Raw genomic sequence first — 17,608 nt, 5'->3', positions numbered from 1 at the left:
GTGGGCGCGCTGGGCTTCTGCTTGCCGTCCGAGGTGGGGGGTTGCTGGACGCCCCAGAGGCGCTGGGCTTCGTTGGCGTCTGCTTTCTGGACTCCCCAGGTTTGGCTGGCCTGGTGGGTGGCCCAGTCGGGCGGCTGTCCGGAAGCGTCGCGCTCGGCGTTGGGGTGCTGTGGTTGGTCCGCGTTCTTGTCGGGCTGGTTCGCCGGGTTCTGCGGCTTGAGGATTTGGATGTTGGGGTGGTCTTGTGAGGGGTCCTGCGGGTTGTGGGGTGCCCACTGGTCTGGGGACGTGGGCGTGACGAGCTGGGGGTTCCAGGTCGCGCGGGCGCGGTCTCCTGGATCCAGGTTGGCTTGTGGCGTGTGCTGCTCGACGGGCGGCGTGTAGTCAGCCGGCTCGTTGGCAGTTGGTGCCGAACTCGTCTCGCCGACCGCCGGTGCCGGGTTGGATTCGGCGGCGGGGTGGTCGGGGAGGTCTTCGTGTTCGGTGCGGTTGGTCCATTGCGTCCCGTTCCACCATCGGATGGTGTTGGGCTGGCCGGTGGGGTCCGGGTACCAGCCTGCGGGAGGGTTGCTCATGAAGTCACGGTAACTTCGCCGCGTGTCAATGGAACGGTCGTTTTACTGCGTCAGCTGCCGTCCTCTTCGCCGAGGCTGAAGGCTGCCTCGAGGTCGTGCGAGGAGTATGCCCGGAACGCGATGTGGGTCTCGGTGCTGACGACGCCGGGCACCCGGTTGACGTGGTCGGGGATGACGGTGGCGAGGTCGTCGTGGTGGGCGACCCGGACCATCGCGATCAGGTCGAGCCCGCCGGTGACGGAGTACACCTCGCTGACACCCTCGATCGCCGCCACCTGCTCGGCGACCTCCGGGATCCGTGCGACGTCGGCTTTGATGAACACGATCGCGGTGACCATGCCGTCCTCTCCTAGAGCTCACATCCCAACCCGCTGAAGCATAGTGCGGCCCACCCCCTGACCCGCTGCCAGCACGGACGACGAAACGGATCAGACCGGATCCAGACGCCGGAGGGCAGCGGCGGTCGAGGGATCGGCGGGAAGGAAGGCCTCCATGCGCAGCTCGGACAGGGTGACGTCGACAGCCGTGCCGAAGCGGGTGAGGGTCGTGATGAGGCGCAGGTCGCCCTGCGCGGATCGAAGGTGCAGCGGTACGGCGAACCCGAGGTGGCCCGGGGTGAGGTCTGGCCGAGGCGGGATCAGCCCGGTGAGTTCCTCGATGAGGGCATCGGACTCGGGAGCTGGGTTCTGCAGGGCCTCGCGCGTCAGAGCGTCGATGACATGCCACGACCACTCGGGAAAGTTGAGGATCCGAGGAGCGAGGCCGTCGGGGTGGAGGAGCAGGCGCGGGATGTTGGTCGGCGCGCTCAGCAGGCCATCCGAGATCCCGGCCGTGAGGACGTGGAAGGTCCGGTTCGCGAGCACCAGGTCGCCGCGCCGGTCGACGGCGACCGCGGGGTACGGGCGGTGGCCCTCGAGGATCTCGGTCAGCGCCGTTCGGACCGCGCCGAGGCCCGCTCCGTCGTACGGCGTCTCGTCGTACGCGGGGGCGTACCCGCCGGCCAGCAGCAGCGCGTTGCGGTCGCGCAACGGGAGTTGGAGCGATTCGGCGAGCCGGATGACCATCTCGCGGCCGGGGATCGAGCGGCCACTCTCGATGAAGCTGACGTGGCGTTGGGTGGTGCCGGCGCGTACGGCGAGCTCCAGCTGGCTGACGCGTCGGCGCGTCCGCCAGAGGCGGAGGCCGGCGGACAGCTGGGAAGGACTGGTGGAGATCAGCACCCGTCCTGTCTAGCCGATGGCACCGACAGTTCCGGCGCCATACCTGGCAGGGAATTGTTCGCGGCTGGGCTCCTCGGCAAGGTCGTAGCAAGGGCGGCCGCCGGTCGCGTGGTTGCGAGGAGGAATGTCTTGTCCGATGTGAAGAACCCGGCTGAGGAACTGGCCGATCGGTACGTCGCGGTGTGGAATGAGCCCGATCCCGGCGTACGCCGGAAGGCTGTCGAAGAGCTGTGGACCGAGGACGGTGTGCACCTGCTCGAGCCGCCGGAGGAGATGGTGACGCGGGCGGCGGAGATCGGGGTGGTCGCGGTGTTGGAGGCTCGCGGTCATGATGCGCTGAGCCGACGGGTGACGCGGGCGTACGACGAGTTCGTGGCGCCGGGGGAGTTCGTGTTCCGGCGGCGGGGTGAGGCCGCGGCACTGAGCGACATGGTGAAGCTGCGCTGGGAGATGGTGCCGGCCGGCGGGGGAGACGTGCTTGCCGTGGGCATCGATCTGCTGGTGCTCGGCGCGGACGGCCGGATCCAGAAGGACTATCAGTTCATCGAGGCGTGAGCGCGGGACCCACTGGGCGCATTCGGCGGCGGCGCTCAGTGGGGTGTTGGTGTTGCTCGGAATGAGAGTTGTCGAGGCGGGTCAGGTGGCGGGCGGCGCCGGAGATGGGGCAGGTCCAGGTGCCGTCCATCTCGACCAGGCGAATGCCGGGCTGGTCCAGCCAGCGGAGCACGAGGTCGATCTCCTCGGGCGAAGCTGAGGCGACCGGACCGATACCCGGAAGCACCGTCTCGGCAGACGCCCGGAGCATGTCGAGGTACCTGCGGGGATCCGTGCCCCGCGGGCTGATCCCGGCGGCCGCGAGCCGGCCGCGGCGGATCACGTGGAGCTCCCAGCCGCCGTCGTCAGTACGCCGGGCCGCGCAGATCTCCGCGCAGCCGGTCACCGACGCCATCCGCTGCATCCGCGCCGAACTTCGCACGAACGCACTCAACCGATCCCGCTGTACGGCGGCGTCCTCGAACCGTTCGTCCGCCGACAGCAGGTCGATCCGCCGGTCCAGCGCCTCGACCACCGGCGTCGGGTCCGCGGTCAGCGCCGTCCGCAGCGCCGTCACGAATTCGCCGTACGAATCGGCCGAGATCCGCCCGTCGCACGGCGCCACGCAGCGGCCCATCTCCGCCAGCACACACGGAGACAGCTGTGGCGTACGCGACATCCGTGCCGTGCACTGCCGGATCGGGAACGCCTCGTGCAGCGCCGCCATCGCCCGCTCGGCCGTCTTCCGCGAGCTGAACGGCCCGAGATAGCCGGCGTCGTCGTCACGCACCTGTTTCACCAGCGACAGTCGCGGAAACGGTTCGACAGTGACCTTCAGCCAGTGTTGCCGCTCCGGGAACTTCGACCTGCGGTTGTACCGCGGCTTGTGCTCCGCGATCAGCCGCAGTTCGCGGATCTCCGCCTCGAGCGACGTCCCGCACTCGATCCCGCGGACGCCGGTCGCGATGCCGATCATCTCGCCGATCCTGGTGCGGGTCTCGGACGCGGTGAAGTACGACCGCACCCGGTTCCGCAGGTCCTTCGACTTGCCGACGTACAGCACCTCGCCGCGGTCGTCGGTGAACAGGTACACACCCGGTGCGTGGGGCAACGTTTCGGACAGATGCCGCTTGGCTCGCACGGCCGGCGCGACGCGGGACGAGAAAGTCTGCAGGTCCTCCAGCGTCTGCACGCCCAGCGAGCCGACGCGTTCGAACAGCCCGTGCAGTACGTCGACTGTCGCGCGGGCGTCCGACAACGCGCGGTGGTTGGGTGCCGTGGTCGCGCGGAACAGCTTGGCCAACGTGCCGAGCTTGCAGTTCGGTGCCTCGTCGGGGGTGATCACCCGGCGCGCCAGCAGGGCCGTGTCGACGACGGCGAAATCGGGCCAGTCGTACCCGTGCACGAGGCTGTCGTGCTTGAGGAAGCCCATGTCGAACGGCGCGTTGTGCGCCACCATCACGCAGCCCCTGGCGAACTCGAGGAACGCCGGCAGCACCGAATCGATCCGGGGTGACGAGGCAACCATCAGGTTCGTGATACCGGTCAGCACGGCGATGAACGGCGGGATCGGATCGGCCGGGTTCACCAGCGTCTGGAACTCGCCCAGCACCTCGCCGCCACGCACCTTCACCGCGCCGATCTCGGTGATCCCGGATTCGCCCGGCGCGCCACCGGTGGTCTCCAGGTCGACGATGCAGAACGTGATGTCGCGCAGCGGCGTACCCAGGTCGTCGAAACTCGGCTGGACGCCACGGATCGGCATCAGCGGTTCCGGTTCCGGCGCGCGCACTGGGCTGGTCATGTCCAAGACGCTAAGAGCCCCCACCGACAATTCCGCAGGTGACACGCGAGAGAGTCGACTACGCTCTCTGTATGCGTACACAGGCGATCACCGCGAAACCGGCCGAGGCGCCGGGCCGTTGTGGTCTGCATCACTGGCCGCGGTCTTCGTGCCGCCGGGCCATCGTCCGGGCCGGACTGCGGACCGGTGACTGAGACAGGGACCGCCGCGAGCTCCGCCGCTACCTCCTTGCCCGAACCGGTCCGGCAACGGGTCCTTGCCCTCGCCGCGCACGCTCTCGGCCAGCTGCCCGCGTCCGACATCCCGGCGCCGCTGCGCCGGTTCGCGAGTTTCGCGCCGGCCAAACGCGCGAAGCTGTCGGCGTCCGTACTCGGCCCGATCCTGGAGACCGACGACCACTTCCGCCGGCTCGCGGCCTTCCAGGTACGCCGGGAGCACCCGGAGCTGGGCGACGCGGTGGCAGACGGTGTGCCGGTGCCGGCCGCGGACCCGGTCGAGGTCGCGGCGCTGGCGTACCTGCTGCGTCCTGACGACTGGGAGCAGCACATCGCCGCGGCCGCGCAGGTCCCGGTCGAGTCGCCGCGCGCCGACGAGGAAGCCGTCACCAGACTCTCCGACCAGCTCGACCACGCCCGGACCGAGACGCGGCAGGTCCGCGAACGGCTCCGCGAACAGGTCAACGAGCTCAAGGCCGAGAACGTCACGCTCCGGCGCAAGCTGAACGAGGCGCGGCAGCGGATCAGCGGCCTGCAGAGCGATCTCGAACTGCGAACCACGGAAGCCGAGACGGCCGACGAACGCGTCGACGCCGCACGCGCCGAAGTGGAGCGTGAGCTGCGCAAGCTCCGCGCCCGCATCACCGAACTGGAAGCGGTCGACTACGCGGCCCGTCGTACGGCGGGACAGGAGCGAGAAATGGCGTCGACACGGACCAGACTGCTCCTGGACACGGTGCTGGAGGCAGCGAGTGGACTGCGGCGTGAACTGGCGCTACCGCCCGGGGGAGACCTCAGACCGGCCGACACGGTCGCGGGGACGGAGCCTGAGGCCGCTCCGATGGGGCGGACGGCTCCGGACGACGATCCGGCCTTGTTCGACGAACTGCTGGCGTTGCCGCAGGTGCATCTGATCATCGACGGCTACAACGTGACGAAGACCGCATGGCCGAACTCACCGCTGCATTCGCAGCGTCAGCGGCTGGTGACGGCGTTGGGTGCGCTGGTGGCGCAGCGCCGGATCGAAGTGACGGTGGTGTTCGACGGGGCCGAGCTGTCCGGACCGGTCCAGTTGAACCCACCGCGAGGTGTGCGCGTGCGGTTCAGCCCGGCCGGAGTGATCGCGGATGAGGTGATCCGGCAACTGGTCCGGGCCGAACCGCCGGGACGCCCGATCGTTGTCGTCTCGACCGATCGCGAAGTTGCCGAAAGCATCATCAAGCTCGGTGCCCGCTCACTCTCCGCCACCAGTCTCATTTCGCGCATCGCCCGCGCCTGACGCACAAAACTGTCGGCGGGGCTCTCTAGCGTCCTTCTCAGCCGGATGCAAGTCCGGGTGCTTCCCCACTTTGGAGGACGTTGTGCTGATCGACTGCGACGCTTGTGTGATGAAGGGCCCGGGCTGCCAGGACTGTGTGGTCACCGTGGTCCTGGGCTTCTCGCCCGAACGGTCCGAACGGTCCGGCACCCTGCGGATCGACGACGACGAGCGGGCCGCCCTGGACGCGCTGGCCGAGTCCGGGCTCGTGCCGCCGTTACGCCTCGTGCACGCCGTCAGCAGCATCGAGCCGGACGCTGCTGCCAGAACCCCTGACGGAGAAGGTGAAACGGCCGTTGGGTCGGGATGATCCTTCGTTAATTTTGGATCAAACCCGAGGGGCGAATTGCACTGGTCACGAAACGGTCACTACTGTTACGTCTCGTTGCCTCAGGGTGCCGGCTGATCAGGCCGGCCGGGCAGCGGCAATGCCGAGGGAGTGACCCGTCGGCGGACGTGGGTGAACACCCGCAGCCGGCGTGGTCGACGGGGACGGCGTCGAGCAGAGGAAGGGACCGACCGGGCTGTGTCCATCGGACGCATCAACCGCACCAAGGGAATCGCCCTCGCCGCCATCACCAGCACGGCTGTCGCTGCGGGCGTGATCTTCATCCAGACGGGAGCGGACGCGGATCCGAAGCCCACCCTGGACCAGGCCAAGAAGCAGGTCGCCACGCTGCAGCACAAGGCGGAGGAGGCCGGTGAGTCGGCCAACGATCTGCGCGGGCAGATCAGCGCCTCGGCCGTCCGGGTGAAGGCGCTGCAGGCCGGGATCGCGAAGCAGCAGGCCCAGGTGGACGCGGTGAAGCGGCAGATCGGCTCCCTGGCGGTCGCCGGGTACCAGACGTCCGGGATGACGACGACGGCCCAGTTGCTGCTGTCGACGAACCCCGACCAGTTCCTCAGTCAGGCCTCCACCGCGCAGGCTTTCGCCGGCCAGCAGAACTCGGCCCTCCGCCGGTTCCAGCTGGCCCAGGGCAAGCTCGGCGACCTGCAGGCCAGCGAGCAGTCCGAGCTGGCCTCGCTGAAGGCCGTGCAGACCCAGCAGGACACGCTGAAGAAGCAGATCCAGACCAACCTGGACGCCGCCGAGAAGGTCCTCGACAAGCTCAGCGACGCGGAGCGGGCGAAGATCCAGGCGGAGAACGAGAAGGAAGCCGAGGACGCCCGGGACGAGCGCCCGAGCCGTGACGAGGACCGGATGGACAACAGTCTTCCGGTGCCGGTCAGCGGCCGCGCCGGGACGGCGGTCAAGGCGGCGATGGCCCAGCTCGGCGACTCCTACGTCTGGGGCGCCGACGGGCCTGACTCCTTCGACTGTTCCGGCCTGATGATGTACGCCTGGGGCAAGGCCGGCGTCTCGCTGTCGCACTCCTCGAAGGCGCAGGCGAGCGAGGGCCGCCGGGTCAGCAAGAGCCAGCTGATGCCGGGCGACCTGGTCTTCTACTACTCGCCGATCAGCCACGTCGCGATGTACATCGGCAACGGCCGGATCGTGCACGCGAGCCGCCCGGGCAAGCCGGTGAAGACCGACCCGATCGACCTGATGCCGTACAACACCGCGGTCCGTCCGGGCTGACCTGCACCCTTGACATACTCTTCGGCTCCGGGGCACTTCCCCCGGAGCCGAGTCGTTTCACGATCGTCCAAGTGCTCTACTGTCGGAGGAGGCACGTAGTGTCCCGCCTGACTGGGGCAGGTGAGCAGCGAGGGGCCGAGGTGATCGACGAGCAGGGCGACACGGTGCCTCTCCCGCTGGTTCCCCCGGACGATGACGGACCGCAGCCGTTCATGCGCAAGCTGCCACCGGCCGTCGGGCCGATCGTGAAGAAGGTGGCGCTCGGCCTCGCCGTCTGCCTGGTCGCAGGCGCTGGGTACGCCGGACTCCGGCAGATCGCCGACGCTCCGGCCGATCCGAACTCGCCCGTCGCTCAGCCGCCACAGACCTCCACCACGCCCAACGAGGCGGCCGAAGGGGTACGACGAGCCGTCGCCGGCGAAGCCGTGCTGCAGAAGATGGCCGACGCGGTCGAGAACGACAACCGCACCGAGTTCCTGGCCACCATCGACCCGCGGGCGGCCGAGTTCCGGGCCACCGCCCGGACGATCTTCGCCAACCTGACCAACCTCCCGATCGGCGCGTTCACGCTGCGCTACGTGAGCGACGACACCGGCGCGCTGACCCCGGACCGGCAGTCGGAGCTCGGCGGTTCCGAGTCCTGGCTGGCCCAGGTCGAGGTTTCCTGGCAGCTCGCCGGCTACGACACCAAGCCGGCCCGCGAGATGCTCCCGGTCACCTTCGTCTCCCGCGACGGGACGACGTACGCGGCCTCGTTCTCGGAGCGGTTCGTGGCCGGGCAGCGGCGGCCGATCTGGACGCTCGGTCCGATCGACGTGGCCAAGAGCGACCACAGCCTGGTCATCAGTCTGGGTTCGGAGTCGGATGCGAGGGCCTACGTCGCGGTCGCGGATCGTGCGGTCGAGTCGGTCAGCAAGGTCTGGGGCAAGAGCAACTGGCGGCAGAAGGTGATCGTCTACCTGCCCGCCAAGCAGGCCCAGATGGAGGCCGTCCTCGGCGCCGCGCCGAACACCTATACCCAGATCGCGGCAGTCACGATGGCAGAGGTGGACACGCCACAGGTCGGTGCGCCGGTGCGGATCGTGGCGAACCCGAAGCTGTTCGAGGAGCTCGGCAAGCAGGGCCGGCGCATTGTGCTGACCCACGAGACCACGCACGTCGCGTCGACCGCGACCGCCTCACCGGTGCCACTCTGGCTGGCCGAAGGGTTCGCGGACTACGTCGCCTTCACCGCCGTCCCTGTCCAGGACGAGTCGGCTGCCAAGGAGTTGTTCAAGGCGATCCGGGCGGGCGATGTACCGGCCACGCTGCCCACCACGCAGTCGTTCGCGGCGTCGTCGAAGGACCTTCCGCAGGCGTATGAGTCGGCCTGGCTCGCGTGCCGGCTGATCGCCGAGCGCGAGGGGCAGAGCAAGCTGGTGAAGTTCTACCGCGCGGTGCACGCGTCGAAGAGTTCGACGGGTCTGGCGGACGCGTTCAAGTCCGTCCTGGACATGACCGAGACCGAGTTCGTCGTCGAGTGGCAGAAGTACCTCAAGAGGCTCGCCGGTGCCTGAGTCGGCCGCACGGTGGGTACCCCGTGCGTCCGCCCTGATCCTCGCCGTCGCCCTGGTCCTGGCGATCGTCATCACGACGCCCTGGCATCTGATCGACCTGCCCAAGCCCGAGACGGCACTGGACTTCACCCCGGCCGAGATCGCCCGCCAGAACGCGTTCCGGCACGAACTGTTGCCGTGGTCAACGACCTCCTGGGTGCTCTCGATCCTGGTCCCGCTGGTGATCGGCTTCAGCCCGCTCGGCCGCCGCCTGTACGACGCGATCCGCCTTCGCCGCTGGTGGATCGTCGTACCGCTGCTGGTCGCGGGGCTCGGGCTGCTCACCAGCCTGATCACCGTCCCGACCGACGTGATGGCCGAGCGGGTCTCCCGGAAGTACGGTCTCTCGGTGCAGGACTGGGGCCTGTGGACCCGCGACCGCGCAGTCAACTGGCTGCTGATGTCGTTCGCGCTGGCGGTCGTCGCCCTCGGCCTGATCGGACTGGCAAAGCGCTGGCGACAGGGTTGGTGGTTGCCTGCGGCAATCGCGGCGGCGGTGCTGGTGCTCGGGGTCTCGTTCGCCTACCCGGTGCTGGTGGAGCCGCGGTTCAACTCATTCACCTCGATGCCGGCCGGCGCGCTGCGCGACGACCTCATGAAGCTGGCCGCGGACGACGGCGTACCGGTCAAGGACGTGCTGGTCGCGGACGCGTCGAAGCGCACAACCGCCCTGAATGCCTACGTTTCCGGTTTCGGATCGACCCGCCGGCTGGTCGTCTACGACACGCTCCTGAAGGACACTCCGACGGCGCAGATCCGGCTGGTGGTCGCGCACGAACTCGGGCACGCCGCGGAGGACGACGTACTGCACGGCACGTTGATCGGTGTCCTCGGCGCCGCCTTCGCCGTGACGCTGCTCAAGTTGTTGCTCGGGGCCCGGATGGCAGACCCGCGCCGTACTGCGATGCTGCTGGCCCTGATCGTCGCCGGTACGACGCTCGCCTCCCCGGTGCAGAACCTGGTCAGCCGCAAGATCGAGGCCCGCGCGGACTATCACTCGCTCGAGTTGACGCACGACCCGCAGGACTTCGTCGCGATGCAGCACGACCTGGCGGTCACGAACATCTCCGGTCTGGACCCGAGCCGCTGGCGGTACTGGATGTTCGCCACCCACCCGACCGCGCCGGAGCGGATCGCGATGGGCCGGGCCTGGGCGACCGCACATGGCGAGACCGTACCGCCGCTGGTCGACCGATGACCGTGCTCGTCGTCACCAACGACTTCCCGCCACGGCAAGGCGGGATCGAGACGTTCGTCCGGTCGTTGTGCGATCAGCTCGACGAGGTCGTCGTCTACACCTCCCGCTCACCCGGCGACGCGGCGTACGACGCCGGCCTCCCGTTCCCGGTCGTGCGAGACCGGACCACGATGTTGTTGCCGACGGCCCGGGTCACGAAGTACGCCGTACGCCTGATGCGCGAGTACGACGCCGACCGGGTGCTGTTCGGTGCGGCCGCTCCACTCGGCTTGATGGGCCCGGCGCTCCGACGGGCCGGCGCACGGCGGATCGTGGCGATGACCCATGGGCACGAGACGTGGTGGGCCGGCGTACCCGGAACGCGGCAGGCGTTGCGGCGGATCGGCGACGCCGCGGACACGGTGACGACTGTCTCGTCGTGGTGCGCGGATCAGATCGCCCCGGCGCTGTCGCCGGCCGCGGTACGACGGATGCGGCGGTTGACGCCCGCGGTCGACACCGAGCGATTCTTCCCGGACTGCGGGGGAGAGCAGGTCCGCAAAGGACTCGGGCTCGAAGGCGTCCCGCTCGTTGCGTGCGTGTCGCGGCTGATTCCACGCAAGGGTCAGGACACTCTGATCCGGGCCTGGCCGCGCGTCCTGGCCGCCGTACCGTCGGCGGTGCTCCTCCTCGTCGGCGGCGGTCCCGACCGCGAGCGGCTCGAAGGGCTTGCATCGGCGGTCGGTGTCCGGTCGTCGGTGGTGTTCACCGGCCCGGTCCCGTGGGCAGACATCCCGCCGTACGTCGATGCCGCGGACGTGTTCGCGATGCCATGCCGGACCCGCCGGCTCGGGTTCGAGCCGGAGGCGCTCGGGATCGTCACGCTCGAGGCGTCCGCCACCGGGAAGCCGGTCGTGGTCGGGGACTCCGGTGGCGCCGGCGACACGGTCCGCCACGGCGAGACCGGCTACCTCGTCGACCCCTACAACCCGGTCCCGGTCGGCGTACGCATCGCCGAGCTCCTCTCCGATCCCGCACACGCCCGGGCCATGGGCGCGGCAGGCCGGGACTGGGTACGACGCGAGTGGTCGTGGGACCGCAGTGGCGCCGTACTGCGGGAGCTCCTGGACGTGTGATCAGAAACGACGTGTGACCAGAACGTGGTGGACGAACCTGTGGTCGGTTCGTGTACTCTGCGGATATGCATCAGATGTCCCGACTTGCCGCAGCCGTACGAGCTCAATGCTCTCCGGCTGCCGCGGCCTGACATCCTGAAACTTCCACCGGCGACCGGAAACGGTTCGCCGGTGTTGTTGTTTCCGTAGCCCGGTGGTCTGGTTCCGGTCAGTACAGACAAGGAACCACAATCATGACCATCACCAGGACCTTCATCGACTTCTTCCTCGACCGGGACCACGTTCCGACCACGGGGTCCACGCTCATCCCGCGGCTGGGTGATCCCGTGCTGTTCACGACCTCCGGGATGCATCCGTTGACGCCTTATCTGGAAGGGGAACCCCATCCACTGGGGCGCAGACTCACCGGTGTGCAGCGATGCCTGCGCACCACCGACCTCGACGAGGTGGGGGACCCGACCCACCTCACCGTGTTCGAGATGCTCGGCTCGTGGTCGCTCGGGGACTACGGCAGCAGCCAGACCCTGCGCTGGGGCTACGAGCTGCTGACCGAGGGCTTCAAGATCGACCCGGGCCGGCTGTACGTGACCGTGTTCGGCGGTGACGACCAGGTCCCGCTCGACCAGGAGTCACTGCAGACCTGGCAGGAGCTCGGCGTGCCGATCGAGCTGACCACCGAGGACAACTGGTGGTCGAACGGCCCGACCGGTCCGTGCGGGCCCGACTCGGAGATGTTCGTCTGGACCGGCGAGGGCAGCCCGGAGGGTACGCCGAGCACCGACAAGCGCTGGGTCGAGGTGTGGAACCACGTGATGATGCGCTATCGCCGCCTGGACGACGGATCGCTCGAAGGACTGAAGCAGCAGAACATCGACACCGGGCTCGGCCTCGAGCGGCTCACGATGCTGCTCGAGGGCAAGGACTCGGTCTACGAGACCTCGCTGTTCGAGCCGTGGATGCGGATCGTGCCGAAGCTGTGGCGGCTCGACGAGCAGTCCCAGCGGATCGTCATCGACCACCTGCGCTCCAGCATGGTGATCGTCGGCGACGGCGTGCACCCGTCGAACACCGGCCGCGGCTACGTGCTGCGCCGGCTGATCCGCCGGGTGCTCACGATCCTGTGGCGCGACGACGAGTCGCGGACGCTGTCCGACCTGCCGCTGGAGTTGTTCGAGCACACGCTGAACCACTTCCACCAGGGCGAGACCGTCACGCTGGTGCGGCGGATCCTGATCGACGAGGAGATCCGGTTCAGCAACCTGCTGGACCGCGGCCGGAAGGTGCTCAGCCACGAGCGTTTTCACAAGTCGCTCGACGACACCGACTACGAGTACCTGCACGAAACCCACGGTCTGCCGCGGGAACTGGTCGACTCGTTGCGGTGACGAGGTGTACCGACGAACGGGTAGTACTCGCCGGATTCGGCTCCTGCCGGACCTCGCCGAGCGGGCCCCGCGGCGGCCTGGCGAACTACTACCCGTTCTTCGGAACGGTCACACGGGATCCAGGACCTCCGGGATGATGTCCGAATCCGGGATCTCCGGAGGTACGACCTTCCCGACCGACGACTGGGCCACGAACGCGCCGGCCAGCACGATCACGCCGCCGATGATCTGGTTGGTGCGCAGTGTCTCGTTGAGCAGGATCCAGGCGAAGATGCTGGCGGCAACCACCTCGACGTACGCGACCGCGCCGCCGATGGCCGCCGACAGCCGCTGCACCGCGGCCGCGCCGGCCAGGTAGGCGACGACGGTGCTGACGACGATCAGCCAGCCGGCCAGGACCCAGCCCGGCGCGTGCCGGTGGCCGATCGCGATCGTGTCGGCCAGCGTGTGCCACGGGATGCCCCACGGTGACGCGATCGCGGTCAGCACCACCGCTCCGACCACACTGCCGGCCGCGGTCATCACCAGCGGATCCGCGGCGCCGGTCAGCTTCTCGATCAGAATGAAGTACGTCGCCTGGCACGCGGCCGCGGCGAGACCCGCGATCAGGCCGACCGCGTCGATCTGTACGCCGGACCAGATCTCCACCACCGTGGCCAGGCCGATCAGCGCGATCCCGACTCCGACAGCGGCGGTCCGCGGTACGGCGACCTTCTGTCCGAACTTGAGCCACGCGACCACGAGCACCGGCCCGGAGAACTCCAGCATCAGCGCGACGCCCACCGGCAGCCGGCTGGCCGCAATGAAGAACAGGGTCTGGCAGCCGGCGATCCCGGTCAGGCCGTAGAGGACGAGGGCCTTCCAGGACGTGCGGGCGGCGCGCAGACCCGCGGAGCCGCGGAACGCCAGCGCGAGCGGCACGAGGAGGGCGGCGGCGCCGAGGATCCGTAACCAGGCCGCCTGTTCCGGTGAGAAGCCGGCACCGATCAGGGCCTTGGCGAACGGCCCTGACCCACCGAAAGTGACCGCGGAGAAGACCGCGAACCCCAACCCCACCGACTTCGTGCTGTACATGGGCATAACAGTCTCATGCCCATTACATGGCTGTCGAGCGCGATTCTCGGCCAGAGAGACGCGCCCTGGTGGTCAGAGCACGTTGATCGCGCGCGCCGCGACGATCCCGACGGTGAGCAGTGCGATCGCCGACTGGATCGTCATCAGGGTCTTCACCCGGGCGGTCAGCGGCATCGTGTCGGTCGGACTGAACGCGGTCGCGGCGGTGAACGCGACGAACAGGTAGTCGGTGAATCCGGGTAGCCAGCGATCCCAGCCCGGCAGGTCGACCGTCATCTGCGGGAACAGCAGGTCCGCCCGCTCCGCCTCGCGCTCGTGCTCGGGCGCCCGGGCGAACGGCCCGCCGCGATCGATCTCCCAGTACCAGACGGCGAAGGCGACGACGTTCGTCACCCAGATCAGGAGCGCCGCCTTGACCAGCACCCTGCCGTTGTCCCCCTCACCGGAGCCGAGGAAGAAGATCAGTCCGGTCAGATAGAAGGCGTTCACCAGCACGAGCACCGCGAGCAGCACGATCTCGACCCAGCGCAGCCAGGGCTCGTCGCGGGTCAGGTGGAACGGGTTCGCCCAAACCAGCGGGATCAGGAGGGCCCCGCCGATGGCGGGCATCAGCCAGCGCGGCAGGGTGCTGATCTCGGTCGGCACGAGCAGTTGCAGGACCAGTGCTGCGATCACCGCCAGCGAAGCCGGCCAGCGCCGGATGTGCCGCATGCTGGGTTCCGCAGTCTTCGGATCCTTGTTCACTCCAGCATTCTGACCCGGGACCGCCCTCAACCGACGGAGGCGTCGACGACCGCCTGTCCTACTTCGGTACGTCGGTAGTGCACCTGATGACCTGTACGACGCCGTGACGCCAGACCGGCGTCGTGGAGCGCGGCCAGATGTTCGGCGACCGTGGCCAGTGCCAGCCCGTACTCCGCGGCGAGCGCACTGGTCGTGGACGGCGGGTCCAATGCGACGAGGAGGGTGGCGCGCGTGCGACCGAGCAGACGGGCGAGTGGGTCGGGGGGAGCGGGCGCGTCGGACCAGAGCCGGGCGGCTCCGCGCGCTGGGTAGACGACTGTCGGTTGGTACGTCGGGTCGACGACCATCACGAGGTACGGCCACTGGAAGACGCCCGGAACGAGGAGGAGTCCCTGGCCGGTGAGCTCTCGATCCTGATCGCGGTAGCGGGCCGCGATGAGACGGTCGTCCTCCCAGGTGAGCGTGGGGTGCAGATCGTCGAACAATCCGGCCAGTCCGCCGTCGGTGAGTTGCCGGCCGCGGTAGGCGATGTCGTCCTCGAGGACGCGGCTGATCAGCGGCCAGTCGGGCCGGATCAGCGTGGTCCACGCGGTCTCGATCTCGTCCGCGAGCCGTTCCCGCGCTCCGGCCGGGTCCTCGAGCATCCGGTTGATCTCGGGCGCGGCGGGGTTGTTCAGTTCGTCGCGGGACCGGGTCAACTCGGCCCGGACCCGATCGAGCGGCGTACTGCGGACGCGGGCGATCTCGGTCGCGAACTTCGCTCGGGACGCCTTCGGCGGCGGTGTCAGGAAGTCAGGCGTGAACCCGACGCGAGGCTGCAGTGCCTTCAATCCGCGCAGGTCCAACTGAGCCGCGGCCTCCCGTTTCGCCGCGACCCACGGCAGGTACAACTGCCGGTGCTTCAACCCGTGCAGCACCCGCACCGCGGACATCGTCTCCCACAGTTGCGAGGCCCCGAACCGGCACCGCAGAGCGTCCTTCTGCGTGAACCGCAACACCGTCATCGCACAGAACTTTCGGCCACACCCAAAACTCTACGCCCGGCCGTTCCCCGTCGTGCACGCTCGCGGCGTGAGTGTGAGTACCCCGGCGACCTACGGCTATCGATCTGTCCTCCAGGTTCCTGGCATGCGGAGCGTGTTCCTCGCGCACGCAGTGTCGATGGTGGGGACGGTCGCGGCTCAGGTCGCCCTGTCGATCGTGGTGTTCGAGCGGACCGGCTCGGCGCTGCTGTCGGCGCTGGTGCTGGTGTGTTCGTTCCTGCCTTATGCGCTGGGTGGAATGCTGCTCTCGTCGGTGGCGGACCGGTTCCCGGCGCGACGGGTGTTGGTGGTTTGCGACGTGTTGAGCGCGGTGTGCATCGGGGTGATGGTGATCCCGGGTATGCCGGTCGCGGCGTTGCTCGGGTTGTTGCTGGTGAGCGGGATCATCGCGCCGGTCTTCGCCGGGGCGCGGGCGGCGAGTCTGGCGCAGTTGCTGCCGCAGGACCTCTTCCCGATCGGACGCTCGTTGCTTCGGGCAATCAGCCAGGTGACCGTGCTGACGGGGTTCGCGCTGGGTGCGATAGCGGTCGCCGCGATCGGCTCCACCTGGCTGCTCGCGCTCGACTCGGCGACCTTCCTCGCGTCCGCGCTGCTCATCGGCCTCGGTACGCCGTTTACCCCGGCGGGCAGCCGTACGAGCACCACGATCGCCGACTCCTGGACGGGTCTGCGTTACCTGTTCGCCAACGCCCGGCTCCGCCGCCTGATCATGCTGACCTGGGTCGCGCCGGCCTTCTCCTCGGTCCCGGACGGACTCGCGGTCGCCTACGCCGCCCAGGCGGGTTCAGTGGCCGCGAAGGCCGGCGCCCTCTTCACCGGCTACGCGGCCGGCACAGTACTCGGCGAGCTCGTCGTCGCGCGGTTTACCCCTTCCACGCGGCGACGGCTCGTCGTCCCCTTGCTTCTTGCCAGTCAGATCCCCGCAGTCGCCTTCGTGGCCACGCCGAACGTCCCGATCGCGGCCGTCCTGCTCGCGATCGCCGGCGCCGGGTACGCCTTCAACCAGGGGATCGACCCGCTGATCCTGCAGGCGGTCGACCCGTCGTACCGCGGCCGCCTGTTCACCGTCCAGACCAGCGGCCTGATGGCGATCCAGGGCGTCAGCATCGCACTGGCCGGCGTCGTCGGCACCTTCCTCGCACCGAACCTCACCATCGCCGCCGCCGGAGTCCTCGGTACGGCGGCCACCCTGCTGATCGCCCGTCAGGCGCTCGACCGCACCACCAAGGGCGCGGTGACGAGCCGTCCCGGCTGATCGGTGTCGCCACTGATCTCCCGCAGCGCACGCTCGAACAGGCAACGCGCGATGTCACGCAACGGAATCCGTGCCGTCGTCAGCGGAGTGTCGAGCATGCTCGCGAACGGAAAGTCGTTGAACCCGGTGACCGCGACATCCTCGCCGACCGTGATCCCGCCCCGCTGCAACGCGCGCATCGCGACCACGGCATAAGCATCGTTGTCCGCCACGAACACATCCGGCCGATCGGCCTCGGCGACGTACGCCGCCACTGCCTCCAGCGAACCGAACGACCGTACGACGGCGGACGGGAACTCCCGCAGGAACCCGGCCTGCCGCTGATGCACCCACGGCAGCGCACTGTCCGTCGCGAGGTACACGGCCCGCTCACGGCCGGTCGACCGCAGATGCTGCGCGATCCCCACCATCGAGGTCTCGTTGTCCACGTCGACCCAGCACTGCCGATGCTGCGGCCCGGTCCGCCCGAACGCCACGAACGGGAACCGCCGCTGGCTGAGGAACTCGATCCGTTCGTCCTTCGGCATCGTCTCGAGTACGACGATCGCATCGACCTGCCGGGCCGCGATCAGCCTCTCGTAGAGGGCGATCTCGGTCGCGCCCTCGGTCGGCGTGGTGACGTGAACGCCGTACCCGGAGACCGCTGCCGCCTTCACCAGACCGCCGAGCAGACCGTGCAGGAAGCCACCCAGGCCCGGGTTCTGCTCGCTGAACGTGTCGTCCTCGAGGTACAGCGGCAGCCCGATCACCTGACTGCGGCCGGACGACAGTGCCCGGGCCGCGTGGTTCGGCATGTACCCGAGCTCCTCGATCGCGGCGCGGACGGTCTGGACCGTCGGCTCGCTCACCCGGTGCGGTGCGTTCAGCACGTTCGACACCGTCATCGCCGACACCCCGGCCAACCGGGCCACGTCCGCGACCGTCGTCCGGCGTGGTTTCCCCTGCTCCGCCAAT

General features: G+C 68.9%; 17 protein-coding genes. 10 read left to right on the top strand and 7 right to left on the bottom strand.

What is annotated here, in order from left to right:
• Positions 1-625: 625 nt before the first annotated feature.
• Entirely contained in the window at positions 626-913 is a 288-nt protein-coding gene (locus OG817_RS20330; protein ID WP_360454758.1) for an Lrp/AsnC ligand binding domain-containing protein, read from the bottom strand.
• Positions 914-1,003: 90 nt separating this feature from the next.
• Positions 1,004-1,795, bottom strand: a complete 792-nt coding sequence (locus OG817_RS20325; protein WP_406056831.1) for a helix-turn-helix domain-containing protein — start codon at positions 1,793-1,795, stop codon at positions 1,004-1,006.
• Positions 1,796-1,924: 129 nt separating this feature from the next.
• On the opposite strand from OG817_RS20325, the gene OG817_RS20320 reads away from it, so the two are divergent.
• Positions 1,925-2,350: a hypothetical protein gene (locus OG817_RS20320; RefSeq protein ID WP_396389437.1), complete on the top strand. Its 426-nt coding sequence runs from the start codon at positions 1,925-1,927 to the stop codon at positions 2,348-2,350.
• On the opposite strand, the gene OG817_RS20315 is transcribed toward OG817_RS20320, so the two are convergent.
• Entirely contained in the window at positions 2,337-4,133 is a 1,797-nt protein-coding gene (locus OG817_RS20315; RefSeq protein WP_396389438.1) for a DEDD exonuclease domain-containing protein, read from the bottom strand. The genes OG817_RS20320 and OG817_RS20315 overlap by 14 nt on opposite strands.
• A gap of 71 nt (positions 4,134-4,204) precedes the next feature.
• Here OG817_RS20315 and OG817_RS20310 point away from each other — a divergent pair, with 71 nt between their 5' ends.
• The 8 genes from OG817_RS20310 to OG817_RS20275 all read left to right on the top strand — a co-directional run bounded on the left by OG817_RS20310 (position 4,205) and on the right by OG817_RS20275 (position 12,538).
• Positions 4,205-4,327 (top strand): hypothetical protein, encoded by a 123-nt coding sequence (locus tag OG817_RS20310; protein WP_360454767.1) that lies wholly within the window; start codon positions 4,205-4,207, stop codon positions 4,325-4,327.
• Positions 4,320-5,627 carry an NYN domain-containing protein gene (locus tag OG817_RS20305; RefSeq protein ID WP_360454770.1) on the top strand — a complete coding sequence of 436 codons (1,308 nt, stop codon included), beginning with the start codon at positions 4,320-4,322 and terminating at the stop codon, positions 5,625-5,627. The genes OG817_RS20310 and OG817_RS20305 overlap by 8 nt, the downstream gene beginning before the upstream one ends.
• Before the next feature lie 109 nt (positions 5,628-5,736).
• The gene (locus tag OG817_RS20300) at positions 5,737-5,976 is read left to right on the top strand and encodes a hypothetical protein (RefSeq protein WP_406056827.1); all 240 of its coding nucleotides are present in this window, start codon (positions 5,737-5,739) and stop codon (positions 5,974-5,976) included.
• A 216-nt stretch (positions 5,977-6,192) separates the two neighbouring features.
• Positions 6,193-7,245 (top strand): NlpC/P60 family protein, encoded by a 1,053-nt coding sequence (locus OG817_RS20295; RefSeq protein WP_406056825.1) that lies wholly within the window; start codon positions 6,193-6,195, stop codon positions 7,243-7,245.
• 98 nt (positions 7,246-7,343) lie between these two features.
• Positions 7,344-8,801: a hypothetical protein gene (locus tag OG817_RS20290; RefSeq protein WP_406056823.1), complete on the top strand. Its 1,458-nt coding sequence runs from the start codon at positions 7,344-7,346 to the stop codon at positions 8,799-8,801.
• On the top strand, positions 8,794-10,038 hold the full coding sequence (locus OG817_RS20285; RefSeq protein WP_406056821.1) for a M48 family metallopeptidase: 1,245 nt from the start codon (positions 8,794-8,796) through the stop codon (positions 10,036-10,038). The genes OG817_RS20290 and OG817_RS20285 overlap by 8 nt, the downstream gene beginning before the upstream one ends.
• Complete coding sequence (locus OG817_RS20280; protein WP_406056819.1) at positions 10,035-11,153, top strand: glycosyltransferase family 4 protein; 1,119 nt, start codon at positions 10,035-10,037, stop codon at positions 11,151-11,153. Before OG817_RS20285 ends, OG817_RS20280 begins: the two co-directional genes overlap by 4 nt.
• 233 nt (positions 11,154-11,386) lie before the next feature.
• Positions 11,387-12,538 (top strand): alanine--tRNA ligase-related protein, encoded by a 1,152-nt coding sequence (locus tag OG817_RS20275; RefSeq protein WP_406056817.1) that lies wholly within the window; start codon positions 11,387-11,389, stop codon positions 12,536-12,538.
• A gap of 108 nt (positions 12,539-12,646) precedes the next feature.
• Here the strand turns inward: OG817_RS20275 and OG817_RS20270 are convergent, their stop codons facing one another.
• The 3 genes from OG817_RS20270 to OG817_RS20260 all read right to left on the bottom strand — a co-directional run bounded on the left by OG817_RS20270 (position 12,647) and on the right by OG817_RS20260 (position 15,360).
• Positions 12,647-13,612 (bottom strand): EamA family transporter, encoded by a 966-nt coding sequence (locus tag OG817_RS20270; RefSeq protein ID WP_406056815.1) that lies wholly within the window; start codon positions 13,610-13,612, stop codon positions 12,647-12,649.
• A gap of 72 nt (positions 13,613-13,684) precedes the next feature.
• Positions 13,685-14,356, bottom strand: coding sequence for a hypothetical protein (locus OG817_RS20265; RefSeq protein WP_406056813.1), 672 nt, complete (start codon positions 14,354-14,356; stop codon positions 13,685-13,687).
• A 26-nt stretch (positions 14,357-14,382) separates the two neighbouring features.
• Positions 14,383-15,360, bottom strand: a complete 978-nt coding sequence (locus OG817_RS20260; RefSeq protein ID WP_360454795.1) for a DUF5937 family protein — start codon at positions 15,358-15,360, stop codon at positions 14,383-14,385.
• A gap of 67 nt (positions 15,361-15,427) precedes the next feature.
• On the opposite strand from OG817_RS20260, the gene OG817_RS20255 reads away from it, so the two are divergent.
• Complete coding sequence (locus tag OG817_RS20255) at positions 15,428-16,654, top strand: MFS transporter (protein ID WP_406056811.1); 1,227 nt, start codon at positions 15,428-15,430, stop codon at positions 16,652-16,654.
• Here the strand turns inward: OG817_RS20255 and OG817_RS20250 are convergent.
• Positions 16,603-17,607 (bottom strand): LacI family DNA-binding transcriptional regulator, encoded by a 1,005-nt coding sequence (locus OG817_RS20250; protein WP_406056809.1) that lies wholly within the window; start codon positions 17,605-17,607, stop codon positions 16,603-16,605. The genes OG817_RS20255 and OG817_RS20250 overlap by 52 nt on opposite strands.
• Position 17,608: the final 1 nt, after the last annotated feature.

Source organism: Kribbella sp. NBC_00889, assembly GCF_045207705.1.
In the GTDB taxonomy this organism is placed as follows: domain Bacteria; phylum Actinomycetota; class Actinomycetes; order Propionibacteriales; family Kribbellaceae; genus Kribbella.
Note: the sequence above shows the minus strand (reverse complement) of the source record. Positions and strands in the feature narration are given on the sequence as shown.